The following is a 13467-nucleotide window of genomic DNA, read 5'->3' on the forward strand; positions in this document are numbered from 1 at the left end:
CGAGCGTTAAAATCATGCTTTACAGAAATTTTCAATTTACTAACAAATTTCAATAACTTAAAAACAATTAACTCTAAAACCCTTAAGATCTCGAAAGTGATTGGTTATACCAATAAAGATAAATAATAGTGTTGCACTTATGACAGACATTCACTCCACTTATGGTGCTACCAGTACAAATTACCATCAATATTGAAACAAACTTTCATTTTTTTAACGTTTTTGACCTAGTCATCAATAGGCGAGACTTTTACTAACTTGGCATTTTCCCCGTCCGTCAATAGAAGAAGGTTACCTTCATGATCTACCGCGATGTCTCTTAATCGTTCTCCAAGCTCATCAAAAATTTTTGTAGAAACATAGTTATTTGAAACTGTATTAACAGCATATAGGGCTTGGGCTTTCAAACTGGTGATAAGCAAGGTATCAGCTAACATTGGATGCTGTTTATTAGAATAGTAAATCATAGATGAAGGCGCTATAGATGGTGTCCAGTCCACAATAGGGTCTGTCATGCCCGGGTAGGTTGAAAAAGGCGAAATTCTGGCGCCCGAATAGTCTTTTCCTAACGTAACTATAGGCCAACCGTAGTTTGCGCCTTTTTGCAGAAGGTTTATTTCATCGCCACCGTCAGGGCCGTGCTCATGCATAAATATTTGCCCTTTAGGCCCTTTTACCAAGCCCTGCGGGTTTCTATGCCCTAATGTGTATACGTAAGGGTTGTCTGGGAATGCAGGTTTTATTAACGGCTTGCCCGCAAGTGTGAAACCCAGCACTTTACCTAACTGTGAACTAACAACCTGCGCTTGCTCTCGGTAATCGAACCCGTCACCTGTGGTAACTAAAAAGCCCTGTTCTTGACCTGATTCACTACCTTCAAGCTGAAGAAGTTTTCCGCCGTAGTGCACAGGCGTATCTTTTGTTTGTACTACCTCGAATACCGGCTCTATGTTAGTAATACCGGAAGAAAGTGAAAGCTCTCCTTTTACAACTGCTAGACGGTTAACATCCTCGCTCCCCTTTGAGTAGCTGAGTAATACAGTGCGGCTGGCGGGAAACTGAGAAGGTATAAGAACGTCTAGCACACCGCCCTGCCCTTCAGTATACAAGTCATCAAGAGCCAAAGAAAACTTAGAAACTTGGCCGCTATCATCAACAATGACAAGCTCGCCATCTCTTGTCACTACTAATGTATGCGTAGTTGCTTTAACCTTGTCGACAACTGTCGTTATGGCTTTCGGGAAAGCTAACGAGGTTACCAAATCCTCTGTTACTACATGACTGGAAAAACGCTCTAAAGAAGCAGACACATCGCTAGCGACATCATGCTTTTCAAAATTAGTTGTAGGCTCAACAGCAGTGTCAGAAACAAGGCCTGAAGCAAGAGCTGGCGTAAATGCACAGCCAGTTAACGCGAAAACCAGTATGTTTCTTATAATATGCCCTGACATCATTGTGATTGTCCTCGTTGACCTAACAAAACCTAATTTAACCTACGATGGTGTACTTTGTTGTTAAACTCAATTCGCTTTTAAGATTAATATACCTACATTCATTGTTTTTGTTGCGCTTTGTAGATGGTTAATACATGGTATCGAGCGACGAACCTTGGAATGTAAAACATGAAAAACCTAACTCGCCGCACTATTTTTCATTTTATCCCATCTTGGGCTGTGGGTTTCCTACTTGCAAGTGTGTTTCACTCAACTGCCGTTTTGATGGGCCTGGTGGACATTAACGTTGAACTGACTGTCAACGATTGGCTTTTTATGATGTGGCAGGATGCCTTAGGCCTCTTACCTACTTACGGCGTAATTATCGCCGTCACTTTACTGTTAGCTTTCTCAGTAACGCACTTTATCGTCAATCGCTTGAGCCTTCATAAAACAAAAGTTTCTATCAATCAAATACGGTTCGTTCTTTTTACTGTCGCTGGTGGCCTGTCATTTTTGTTGATGCTGTTAGCCATGCAGCCCATGTTGAACGTAACTCTTATTGCCGGCGCTCGCTCAACCCTAGGCCTTATTGCGCAATGCCTAGCAGGCGTTCTCGCTGGCGGGATGTACAGTCAATTAAGTGATAGTTCCGGCAGGCATTAATAACTGCAATTTATACTACTAAATAAACCAACACTGATGTAAATAAAAAGTTAAGTTTGCTAATGTACGGTATAGACCCTACTTCCCTTGCCTTACTAGGAATAAGCAACATGATAACTTACCCAGATAATGTGACATGTCTAGCCGACTATATTGAAAGTGTTTTGCAGAAGTTCGCTGATAGACCTGCATACACGGCGCTCGGACAAACCCTCACGTTTGCCGATATTGACAGTAAGTCGTCAGCGTTAGCGCGTTACTTTGTGCACGAAGCGAAATTAACTCCGGGTACTAAGGTCGCCATACAGCTTCCTAATCTTATCCAAAATCCTATTGTTGTTTACGCTGCTCTGCGCGCTGGTCTTGTCGTTGTTAATACGAATCCGCTCTATACTGAGAGAGAGATGAAGCACCAGTTTACCGATAGTGGTGCAAAAGCGTTAGTAATCTTAGGCGACTTACTTCCTAAGTTTACTAGTATTAAAGATGACACAAGTATCGAAACTGTTATCACAACCTCGGCGACAGAGCTTCTAGACCCTAATACTGCGCCAGAACTCGATAACACCATTTCATTCACTAAAGCAATCGATGTGGGCAGTGCACTACCTCCGTTCTCTCGCCCATCAATAACGCTAGACCAACTCGCCATGCTGCAATACACAGGCGGCACAACTGGCGTTTCTAAAGGTGCAGCATTAAGTAACAATAATGTTCTCGCTAACTGTATTCAAATGCTTGATCGCATTGGTGATGGCTTCAAAGACGGCGAAGAAGTGTTGGTGTGCCCGTTACCGCTTTATCATATTTATGCGTTTACGGTCGGTATGATGGCGTTATTTGCGAAAGGCACACACATTATTCTCATCCCTAACCCGAGAGACATAGACGGTTTCATTCAAACACTTAAGCCTCATAAAATATCTGCCTTTATGGGTATTAATACGCTATTTGTCGGACTTGGTCGACATCCAGAATTCGCGAAGCTCGACTTTTCTAATTTACATCTCACTATGTCTGGCGGTACTGCTCTTACCCAGGCGGCGGTGTCAATTTGGCAAGATGTCACAGGTAATACTATTACGGAAGGTTATGGATTATCTGAAACTTCTCCAGTGGTGTCGTTCAATATTCCAGGAAAAGAAGAAATTGGTACCGTGGGGCACGAACTTGATGACACTGAAGTGGCACTACTAGATAGTAAAGATAACCCCGTAGAAGAAGGTGAATCAGGACAAATAGCGGTACGTGGCCCACAGGTTATGATGGGCTATTGGAACCGTGATGATGAGACAGCTAAGGTCATGACTAAAGATGGCTTCTTTAAAACTGGGGATATTGGTATACGCACTGCGTCAGGCGCTGTAAAAATAGTAGATCGCCTTAAGGATATGATTATCGTATCTGGCTTTAACGTCTACCCGAATGAAATAGAAGACGTCCTTACCTCTCATCCAAGCGTGATGGAAGCTGCCGTTGTTGGTAAGCCTGATGATAAAACAGGAGAACGAGTGTGTGCTTACATTACGTTATCTGGTGATGTATCGACAGAAGACGTTATCGAACATTGCAAGACGCAGTTAACGAACTACAAAGTTCCGAAGTCAATCACAATTTTAGAAGAGCTACCCAAATCGACAGTGGGTAAAATACTCCGTCGAGAACTACGTTCTGCCTAATAGGCAAAAAACGTTCGAAAGGCGCATAGTGTGAAATCCTATGCGTTTTTTTAACTTATAATCAGACAACTGCTACCAAAGGATAAGCCTTCTTTGTTGAAAAGCTCACCATTCTCGCGTTAACTTAGGTTTATCTAACTCACTTTCGTTGCACTTATGCAATTTACGACACTGTTCGCCTCTCAGAATTTCAATCCTAGTTTCTGTTCACGCTCTGTAAAAGAGCTCTCATTGTGAGCGGGCAACTATTAGAACGTGAAGCTATGGACAAGCATGGCATGGTCGCAACTATGGACGTGAAAGGCAATATCCTTAGTGCGAATGAAAAATGCTGCGAATTCTCAGGTTTTTCCGAAATTGAAATCGTGGGCGAGAACATTACCACGTTCGATATTACAAATATTCCCGAAACTGATAAACGCGACATTTTTAACTCACTTGTACTTGGAAACATCTGGCAAGGCGAGGTTCACAGCATAAGAAAAACTGGAGAGCCTTGGTATGTATTTGCCACTGTGGTTCCAGTTGTAAAAAAGGCACCACTAGTCGACCACCTTATTGTTATTGGGACCGACATTTCACAACAGAAGCGTTTAGAAAAGCGCCTCTCTGAAGGACGTGCCTTTTACCGCAGCATTACCGATAGTATCGGAGAAGGGGTTTATGCAGTAAATGCAGCGGGCAAGACGCAATTTCTTAACCCCGCCGCTACTCGACTTTTAGGATGGACTTTAGAAGAACTTCAAGACCGTCGTTTTCACGATACTGTCCATTATCAAAAGGGAGACGGCACCCTCCTACCTAGAGAGCAATGCCCAGTAAGCCTCACTATTCGCGAAGGAGGGTCTTATACCTCATATGAAGACTTTTTTACTGATAAGCGAGGCAGGCTATTCCCTATTTCTATCGTTGCGGTACCGCTAATCAATAACGAAGGTCAACCCGACGGGCATGTGGGTGTTTTCAACGATATAAGCGGCCAAAAAGCCATTGAACAGAAGCTGCAAAAAGCCTATGCCAAAGCGCAAAGTGCAAACAAAGCGAAAACTGACTTCCTCGCTACAATGAGCCACGAGATAAGAACGCCGATGAACGCCATCATTGGGTTGACGCATTTAGCCTTAGAAACTACCGATAATGACCAGCGCCAGCAATACTTAGAGAAAGTTCAGCGCAGTTCAAATGCGCTGCTGGAACTGATGAACAGTATCTTGGACTTTTCCAAAGTTGAAGCCAATAAAATAGATATTCTCGATGAGCCATTTACGTTAACTAAAATGATTGAAAAGCTGGCGCAGGTGTTTCAAGTAAAAGCACAGCAAAAACAGCTTCAGTTACTTTTTGATATTCGCTGCAATACCAACACGCCATGCAAGGGGGATAGCGAAAAAATCTATCAAGTCTTGCTTAACTTATTGAGTAACGCCATCAAGTTTACAGAAAAAGGTTACGTTCTACTTAAAATCGATAAGCGAGGTAAGCATCTTTTCTTTAGTGTAAGCGACACCGGAATGGGCATTGGCGATGCGGGCAAAGCAAAACTTTTCAACGCCTTCGAGCAGGCTGACGCATCAATTTCTCGAAAATTCGGTGGTACTGGCTTGGGGCTGGCAATTTGTAAGCGACTTGTAGGGTTTATGGGTGGAGAGCTGACCCTTGAAAGCCAAATCAACGAGGGAAGTTGCTTTGCATTCTCGCTCCCCGTTTGTATTGATGATGGGAGGCCCGCTCAGGTTTTACTTCCTAAATCTATACCCTCAGAAGTACTTTGCCTTCAGACACATGAAAGTGTTGAGCAAGGATGTCATATTCTTTGCCAAACGTTAGAAAGACTCAACATTAACTGCCAGATAGTTGACCAGGTGGAAGCACTATTGCCGAAACAGGTGCACTTTGTTATCGCCTATTTATCTACTGATGAGACGAGTTGGAAGAGTTTTGTTCATCATATGCAGTTTGGGGAATACCATGACTTAAACTGCGATGTTTTGATAACCCCATTTAGTAAAGACGACGTAAAAAAACGATTAGGTAAAAACCTTCCGAACGGTATTAGAATTATAGAACTACCATTTACCGAAAGCGATATAATATCGGCCTTATCGCCTTTACAGGTATCGAATAATAGAAAGGAAATTGATGGCCTAGAAAGCAAAAAATGGCGAATCAAACGCTTGGCTGGAAAACGAATATTAGTGGTCGATGATGATCTAATTAGTGTTGAAATAAGTCAACAGATACTCACAGATTTAGGTATATATGTATTAACGGCAACAACCGGTGAGTATGCGCTGGCACTTTGCGAGTCAAACACGTTTGATGCCATACTACTTGACTGTCACTTACCAGACATAACAGGTTATGAAATAGCTGAAACCCTGACGAAAAAAGAAAATTGGTACACGCCAATTATCGCGTTAAGTGCTGATGAGACACATGAAGCTTCCGAAAAAGCGTTATCGGCGGGGATGTGCCATCATTTAGTCAAACCCGCAACGGCGAATGAGATTCTTCACACCATTGATATCCATATTCACTCTGGTTACATCGAAGTGTTACCTTTAGCCGAAGCCGATGAGTTTGATGACTCTCTATTGTCTTTCTACAACACGTATAGCCAACGAACTGTTATGTCTGATTTGCTCGATATTTTCCATGCTCCCTCAGGAAAAAGTCAGCTTTTAAAAAACCTAGCAGAGGATGCAAAGAGGATTGGAGCGAACACTTTAGAACACCATTTAAAGCTTGTAATCAATGCTCAGGAAAATGCTGAAACCGTTGTTGCCAAGCATATTACCAACCTTTCCTTCGAGTTAGATGCTACCCTTCGACTCATCGCCCATACCATAGTAAAAACTGGCTCTAATGAAGTATCAAAGAAGAGTGTTAGCTTCGATACTGCCTCATTTCTTTCTTCGATGGCAGAGGTTAAAAGTGCACTCGAAACCTACGATGCCAAAGCCAATGACTATATCACTGAGTTCGCCGCTCGATATTGTGAGTCTGTACACTCACACAGCATAAACCAATTAAAGCAACGAGCCTCTATTTATGACTTTGAAGGAGCACTAGCTGTTGCGCATAAAATTTTAGATGAAATTAACAATGAACAATCAGAATAATGTAGAGCATAGATTCAGTATTCTCGTTGTAGACGACGAGCCAGCCAATATTGATATATTGCTTGGCATACTTAGTCCTTATTACAATGTTAAGGTCGCGCCATCTGGCGCTGTTGCGCTAAAAATAGTGCAGCAATTCACACCAGACCTAATATTGTTAGATGTTATGATGCCGGGTATGGACGGGTTTGAAGTTTGTAAAAAGCTAAAAACGGATAGACTGCTAAGTCAAATTCCGGTCATTTTTGTTACCGCGTTGACCCAAGGCGAAAACGAGGAAAAGGGGTTTAAACTTGGCGCCGTCGACTACATTACTAAACCGGTATCCCCAAGTATTACCCTTGCGCGCGTGAAAACACATATCAGCCTTGCTCACCAAATGCGTACTACCGAAAACTTAGTGTCAAAACGCACTGAAGAATTGAGCAAAAGCCAGCAAAGTGCCATTACTATGTTAGCGGCGGCAGGACACTATAATGACACAGACACAGGGCACCACATTTGGCGCATGGCTGCCTACAGCAAATGCTTAGCGATTGCGTGGGGGTGGCCCTATGACGATGCTTGCCTGTTAGCGCAAGCGGCGCCTATGCACGATACAGGTAAAATAGGTATTCCCGACGCTATTTTGAAAGCGCCTCGACGACTATTAGACGGCGAAATGGAAATAATGCGAACCCATGCACAAATTGGTCATAAAATTCTTTCGCAGTGCGATACCCCGCTGTTCAACCTTGCAGCCAAAATTGCGTTATGTCACCACGAAAAGTGGAATGGCACAGGTTACCCAGAAGGCTTAGCTGGAGAAGATATCCCCGAAAGTGCGCGTATTGTCGCAATTGCAGATGTATTCGATGCGCTTACGATGAAGCGCCCTTATAAAAAAGCCTGGTCTGATGAAGAAGCATTTGAACATATACAGGAAGGAGCGGGCGAGCATTTCGACCCGAAATTGGTGGAGTGTTTCCTTTCGATCAAACAGAAAATCTTAGAAACCAAGAACTATTGGAATCAGCTAGAGGCGGAAGGAGAAATGGCACCAGCAACGGATTTGCTCTTTTAATTAATCTTAGTCACTTAATGGCACTTATAACAACTACAAAAAGCTATCTAACAAACCAAAAGATTCGCGGTTTTTAATTTAATACCAGTCCGCATAGATAATTACCCATAAAGATATAAAAAAAGGTCGATATTTTATCGACCTTTTAAATTAACCCATAAATTAAAACGTTAGCTTTAACTTGCACCAAGCTCCGCAGCGATGGCGTCAGCCTGGCGTTTTTCGCCCTGTACGAACTGCTTCCATTGCTGTGCCATAGCACGACTTTTCTGATGTTTCTCTGCTTCCGCTAGCTGATTAAGCGCAAGGGCATATTGCTTCTTGTTGTAAAGCGCCATGCCTTTAATCAAGTAAACAAGACCTGGGTTTCTCAAGTCACCCTTCTCAACCGCTCGGTCTGCAGCAGCAATGGCGTCTTCAAAGCGCTCTTCGTTGAGTAGAATTTGCGCTAACTGTGCATCTAGCTCACCATCTTCAGACAGTTCAGCAGCTTGCATCATAACGGGAATTGCCTTGTCTTGCTCTTTGGCAAGTGACCAGCTTTGGCCTAAGAACTTAAGGTTGCGCAAGTTTTTCTCAAGTACACCGTCGTTCATCGCTTGCTCCATCAACTTAGCACCTTTATAAGGTACACGGTGATAGTAATAAAGCTGGGCCATATTGAACACATCAGCCGATGTATTTACAAACCCACGCTGATAAGCGGTTTCCATGATAGCCAACTGCTTGCGCTCTTCACCTAGCTCACCGTACATACCGGCTAGCTGGATCCAATATTTAGGCTCGTCAAACAACTTCACCATTTTAATAAGAACGTCTTTAACCTTTTGAGGCTGCTTGAGTTCATAAAAAATAGCACGTTGAAGAATTAACCACCCTTCATCGGGGATCATGCCTTCAGCTTCGTGGTCAGCCACCGCTTCAGAAATCCACATTGCAGCTTCGTCGTACTTTTTGTTCTGATAGTTCGCCTGCGCTTTTATCACTTTGTTCTTAACCGGTACTGGACCAGTATTCAAGCTTTCCCAGCGCTCTAGGTAAGTGATGGTGTCGTCGTAATTGCCCTGCATAAGGTTAAGCTGCGCCAAACTGAAAAGCGTGGTCATTTCAAACTTTTCAGGAATAGGCTGCTGCTCTACCACCTTAGCGAACGATTCCAACGCTTTGGCGTAGTCTTCGTTGTTGTAATAAATGAAGCCGAAAAAGTTATACATCATAGCTTTTTCGTAGGCGTTCATAGAGTGAGACTTATCTTCCACTTCTTTCAAGATGGAAATAGCTTCTTCTACATTGCCCGCTTCATCTGCTGCCGTTTGCGCACGGGCTAGCTGTTCGTAGACTTTGCCGCGAAGTGTAGGGACCCGACGTGTTTGCTTATCGCTAGCTTTAATCGCTTGTCCATCTTGCTGTTCAGCCTCTTGCGCTATAGCGTTAGAAGCAATGAACATAGTAGGTACAGATACCGTGGCCGATGCAAATGCAAACGCCAGTGCACTAAGCAAGGTGTTCGTCTGTTTTCTCATCATGTTCTGTTACCCGTCAATTTGGAACGTAATACGGTTTTGCACACCAGACACTTCTGTTGCTTCACCGTTAACCACGCGAGGCTTATATTTGAACTTCATGGCAGCATCTATAGCCGCTTGTTCAAAAATGCCTGAAGGGTTAGCTTCAACAACAATTGGGTCGCGTACCGCACCTTGCTTAGTTACTGTAAATTCAACAATAACGAAACCTTCAATACCCCGCTGAAGTGCACGTCGTGGATAAACGGGCGCAACCTTAACGATAGGCAGATATTCACCGTCACCGGATTCAAGGGCCAACCCGCCCTCTAGCGAAATGTCGTCGCCCACTTCTGCACCAAAGTCCATAGACGTGCCGTCTGCATCTGGAGAAGGAGAGTCCATTTGTGGCTGTTCCATTTGCGGGGGCGGCTCTTCTGGCTTAGGTGGCTTTTTCGGCTTACGATCTTTTTTCTCAACCTGTTCATCCTGCTTAACTCTTACGAAGTCAAGCACGCTTCCCTTTGGCGGTTCAGTTAGTGCACTGCCACCCATCTTGATAAGCGATTGCATCAAGAAGAACAGGCCTAACGTGATCGCAAGGGATAATGCAAATGCGATTAAATATCGTGGCATGATTTATGGCTCTTGGGCTGCAATCGAAACATCGTAAACGCCAGCGGCTCGCGACGCGTCCATAACCTTTATCAAGGTTTCTGTTGTGGCCTTTTTATCGGCCTGAATAACAACGGTACCCTGTGGGTTTTCAGCGTGTAGGCGCTCAATGTTCGCCTGTACTGCGCGAACGTCAATACGACGCTTGTTAATCCAAATTTCGCCTTTATCTGAAATAGCGATAAGGATATTAGCGCGGTCCTTTTTAACAGCAGTGGCTGCTTCAGGACGGTTAACATCGATACCGGCTTCTTTCACAAATGACGCAGTCACAATGAAGAAGATCAACATGATAAATACAACGTCCAGCATGGGCGTCATGTCGATGTTTGCTTCTTCCTCATCGACTAGGTTTTGAAAGTGCTGCTTCATAATAAATACCTTACCTTAACGCTTAGCTAGCATTAACGTTGAATAATCAATGCATCCTCAAGATGCGTGCGTTCTGATTTCACCATACGAGTTAACCAGGTAGCGGCGAATACGCCTGAAAGTGCGCCAACCATGCCCGCCATTGTCGGGATAGTAGCTTTCGATACACCTGATGCCATTGAACGAGCATTACCTGAGCCCGCAATCGCCATTACATCGAACACTTCAATCATACCGGTAACCGTTCCCATCAAGCCTAACAGCGGACAAAGCGCTACCAGCGACTGGATAATTGGGATGCTGCCGTTAAGGCGCATGGTTAACTGTGAAATTGTTTTCTGACGAACTTGCTCAGCGAACCAAGAAGAGCGATCTGCACGTGCAGTCCACATTGCTACCGCTTCTTTCTTGGCTTGCTTGTGCCAAACCATCAGATACATCGCACGCTCGAGGATCAAAAGCCACATAACGAATATCAGCAGACCGATGACCAGGAGAACCTGGCCCCCTGTTTCTGTGAAATCGCGAATTGCTTCTAGAAACTCGATCATGATTAGCCTCGCTCAGCGCGCTCTGCAATTACGCCAGATGCTTGTTCTTGTAGGATGTACACAATGTTCTTAGAACGTGTGTTTAGCATTGCATAAAGCAGTGTCATTGGAATCGCTACAACAAGACCTAGTACAGTTGTTACAAGTGCAGTTGAAATACCACCAGCCATTAGCTTAGGGTCACCTGTACCGAACAAGGTAATTGCCTGGAAGGTATTAATCATACCCGTGACCGTACCTAGTAGACCCATAAGCGGTGCAACTACTGAGATAATCTTGATGATAGTTAGGTTGCGGCCTAGCTTAGGCACTTCGCCCAGAATTGCTTCTGTAAGGTGAAGTTCAAGCGCTTCAACATCAGCGTTTGGATGCTCGTCACGTACTTTAAGTACACGGCCAAGCGGGTTGTTTGTGTTTACTTCTTTGCTCTTAAGCTGTTTGTTCACTTTCATGCGAATAAGCGACAGGGTTACAAGACGCTCTAGAGCTAGTAGAAGACCGAATGCACCAACGATAAGGATGATATAACCTACAACACCACCCTGCTCTACACGCTCTTGAAGGTTAGGCGCTTGAACAAGAAGCCCAAGAATTGAACCACCCGTTGGGTCAATACCAAACTGCACTAGTTCACCGTTTGAGCCTTGTAGTTCAGCGGCAGAGCTCATGTAACGGTCAGCAGGCTGACGTACTAGTTCAGACACTGTGCCTGTTACACCGTTGTACTCTAAGTATTTGCCATCAGCAACGAGTGCAAATGGACCTACACGTACTACAGACTTATTCACTTTTTCACCGCCCGCTTCAACAACATCGGTAGTAAAGGTGGTGACTTTGCCGGCTTCCGTCATTTCACGCTGCATTTCGAACCAAACGCGCTCAATTTCTTCAATTGATGCAAGCTTAGAGCTTGAACCCATGTCTTGCGCCATTTGATCAAGGAAGTCAGCGCGGCCTGGAATCTGCGCAGAAATAACTGAGTTATAGAATTTGTTTTTGGTGTCGCCAGCGATTTGCTGAAGCACACCGAATAGCTCTTTTAGTGAACCAAGACGTGTGTCTAGTGCACCGTTCAAGTCAGCCAGTTTAAATTCGTTTTCTTCAAACTGTGTTTCAAGCTGCTCAGATTGTGCAAGCATTTGGTCACGCTTTTCACGGGTCTCGCGAAGAATGCGATCTTGCTCTGCACGTTGTGCTTGGAAATCGCGCTCGCGCTGTTTGTTTTGCTGAGATTGTGCGAACTGACCTTCTTCTAATTGCTTAAGAAGCGCGTCTAAGTCCATAGCACGGTCGCTTTGTGCGAAAGCACCAACGCTGATGCTAAGGGCTGCTAGACCAACAGCGATACGTTTTACTGTGTTAAACATTCTCATCAACCTCTTAGTCTGTAATTGCCACTGGCAGCATTAGCAAGTCTGGTGCAAGTTGCTTCTTCGCCATGCGCAGACCTTTTGTAATTTGTGTACGGTAGCTGCTATCAAGCTCTTCCCACTGACGAGTTTGCTTGTTCCAAACACCCTGCATGCTTGCATCACGTGTTTGATAAATTAGCGCTGTGCGACCAAGGCGTAGGAATTCAACGTCACGCTCTTGACCGTTTATTGAATGAATACCGCTGTACGCTTCCATAGTGCGACCGTAGTCCATCTCTACTTGGTACGCTTCCATTACGCGACGGAATTTTTCAGACGCAGCAACGTCGGCGCGGTCCATCATAGCGCGAAGGTCAGCGACGCGATTCGCGCGCTCTTCTGGAAGGAAAGGTACGTCTAAAGCAACGAACTGTTCTAGGCCGTCAATCATGCGCATCATTAGCGGCGTAATTTGACGCTCAACAACAGACACTTCATCGATAGCAGCGTTTAGGTCTGCCATTTCTTGCTCTTGGTTATTGATTTGCTTGCGAAGCTGAGTGTTATAAACCTCAAGGCCTTCGATTTCTTTCATCAATGTTTTGAACTGTTGAAGTTTGCTGTCGATTTGGTCGGTAATACCGTTGATCTTTTCTTGCGATTTCGCCGCTGACTCGTTTATTTTCGCTGCCTCATCGACAACGGGTTTTAAGACTTCATCGTCTTGTGCAAGCACGGGTGTCGCTGCTAGCGCACCTGCTACAAGCAAGGCATTGATAAGCTTCATACATTCAAACCTTTAAAGTTAAAAGAAATCGGTTGTATCCGACTATAAATTTCTGCGCGTAGGATAGGATTTTTCTGTGACAGTTTTATTACGGAACTGTCATAAATCGATGACTATTGTCACAAAAAGAAAAGCCCGGCAGAAAAACCGGGCTTTAGGTGAATGTTGTGGTTCCCTTTTCAAAGAAGCCAAACTACCTGTACCTACGCTTAGCTTACGAAGCGTAAGACCTTCCTGCTCAATTTCTTTTTCATCATTGAAA

Annotated in this window: 11 protein-coding genes; 4 read left to right on the forward strand and 7 right to left on the reverse strand. The window is 44.2% G+C overall.

Going from position 1 to position 13467, the window contains the following annotated elements:
• Nucleotides 1–227: 227 nt before the first annotated feature.
• Nucleotides 228–1454, reverse strand: coding sequence for a PQQ-dependent sugar dehydrogenase (locus tag KL866_RS01140; RefSeq protein WP_025256518.1), 1227 nt, complete (start codon nt 1452–1454; stop codon nt 228–230).
• A 168-nt stretch (nt 1455–1622) separates the two neighbouring features.
• On the opposite strand from KL866_RS01140, the gene KL866_RS01145 reads away from it, so the two are divergent.
• From KL866_RS01145 to KL866_RS01160, 4 genes are all read left to right on the forward strand, one after another.
• On the forward strand, nt 1623–2099 hold the full coding sequence (locus KL866_RS01145; RefSeq protein WP_025256519.1) for a hypothetical protein: 477 nt from the start codon (nt 1623–1625) through the stop codon (nt 2097–2099).
• 110 nt (nt 2100–2209) lie between these two features.
• Nucleotides 2210–3778, forward strand: coding sequence for an AMP-binding protein (locus tag KL866_RS01150; RefSeq protein ID WP_025256520.1), 1569 nt, complete (start codon nt 2210–2212; stop codon nt 3776–3778).
• Nucleotides 3779–4011: 233 nt separating this feature from the next.
• Complete coding sequence (locus tag KL866_RS01155; protein ID WP_214992566.1) at nt 4012–6900, forward strand: PAS domain-containing hybrid sensor histidine kinase/response regulator; 2889 nt, start codon at nt 4012–4014, stop codon at nt 6898–6900.
• Nucleotides 6884–7963 carry a two-component system response regulator gene (locus tag KL866_RS01160; RefSeq protein ID WP_214992569.1) on the forward strand — a complete coding sequence of 360 codons (1080 nt, stop codon included), beginning with the start codon at nt 6884–6886 and terminating at the stop codon, nt 7961–7963. Before KL866_RS01155 ends, KL866_RS01160 begins: the two co-directional genes overlap by 17 nt.
• Before the next feature lie 176 nt (nt 7964–8139).
• Here the strand turns inward: KL866_RS01160 and KL866_RS01165 are convergent, their stop codons facing one another.
• From KL866_RS01165 to KL866_RS01190, 6 genes are read right to left on the reverse strand one after another with little or no spacing between them, the layout of a single operon-like run.
• Nucleotides 8140–9489 (reverse strand): lipopolysaccharide assembly protein LapB, encoded by a 1350-nt coding sequence (locus KL866_RS01165; protein ID WP_214992571.1) that lies wholly within the window; start codon nt 9487–9489, stop codon nt 8140–8142.
• A 6-nt stretch (nt 9490–9495) separates the two neighbouring features.
• The gene (locus KL866_RS01170) at nt 9496–10104 is read right to left on the reverse strand and encodes an energy transducer TonB (protein WP_025256524.1); all 609 of its coding nucleotides are present in this window, start codon (nt 10102–10104) and stop codon (nt 9496–9498) included.
• 3 nt (nt 10105–10107) lie between these two features.
• Nucleotides 10108–10515, reverse strand: a complete 408-nt coding sequence (locus tag KL866_RS01175) for a biopolymer transporter ExbD (RefSeq protein ID WP_015066235.1) — start codon at nt 10513–10515, stop codon at nt 10108–10110.
• A 32-nt stretch (nt 10516–10547) separates the two neighbouring features.
• Nucleotides 10548–11066 carry a MotA/TolQ/ExbB proton channel family protein gene (locus KL866_RS01180; RefSeq protein WP_025256525.1) on the reverse strand — a complete coding sequence of 173 codons (519 nt, stop codon included), beginning with the start codon at nt 11064–11066 and terminating at the stop codon, nt 10548–10550.
• 2 nt (nt 11067–11068) lie between these two features.
• On the reverse strand, nt 11069–12433 hold the full coding sequence (locus KL866_RS01185; protein ID WP_118490253.1) for a MotA/TolQ/ExbB proton channel family protein: 1365 nt from the start codon (nt 12431–12433) through the stop codon (nt 11069–11071).
• 13 nt (nt 12434–12446) lie between these two features.
• Nucleotides 12447–13205, reverse strand: a complete 759-nt coding sequence (locus tag KL866_RS01190) for a DUF3450 domain-containing protein (protein WP_014948287.1) — start codon at nt 13203–13205, stop codon at nt 12447–12449.
• Between the last annotated feature and the right edge of the window lie 262 nt (nt 13206–13467).

Origin of the sequence: Alteromonas sp. ALT199, from assembly GCF_018619335.1 — a bacterium.
Taxonomy (GTDB): domain Bacteria; phylum Pseudomonadota; class Gammaproteobacteria; order Enterobacterales; family Alteromonadaceae; genus Alteromonas.

Coding starts and splice junctions, on each gene's coding strand:
- KL866_RS01165 (WP_214992571.1), bottom strand. CDS start 9,489: ATGATGAGAAAACAGACGAACACCTTGCTTAGTGCACTGGCGTTTGCA.
- KL866_RS01175 (WP_015066235.1), bottom strand. CDS start 10,515: ATGAAGCAGCACTTTCAAAACCTAGTCGATGAGGAAGAAGCAAACATC.
- KL866_RS01160 (WP_214992569.1), top strand. CDS start 6,884: ATGAACAATCAGAATAATGTAGAGCATAGATTCAGTATTCTCGTTGTA.
- KL866_RS01170 (WP_025256524.1), bottom strand. CDS start 10,104: ATGCCACGATATTTAATCGCATTTGCATTATCCCTTGCGATCACGTTA.
- KL866_RS01180 (WP_025256525.1), bottom strand. CDS start 11,066: ATGATCGAGTTTCTAGAAGCAATTCGCGATTTCACAGAAACAGGGGGC.
- KL866_RS01150 (WP_025256520.1), top strand. CDS start 2,210: ATGATAACTTACCCAGATAATGTGACATGTCTAGCCGACTATATTGAA.
- KL866_RS01190 (WP_014948287.1), bottom strand. CDS start 13,205: ATGAAGCTTATCAATGCCTTGCTTGTAGCAGGTGCGCTAGCAGCGACA.
- KL866_RS01145 (WP_025256519.1), top strand. CDS start 1,623: ATGAAAAACCTAACTCGCCGCACTATTTTTCATTTTATCCCATCTTGG.
- KL866_RS01140 (WP_025256518.1), bottom strand. CDS start 1,454: ATGATGTCAGGGCATATTATAAGAAACATACTGGTTTTCGCGTTAACT.
- KL866_RS01185 (WP_118490253.1), bottom strand. CDS start 12,433: ATGTTTAACACAGTAAAACGTATCGCTGTTGGTCTAGCAGCCCTTAGC.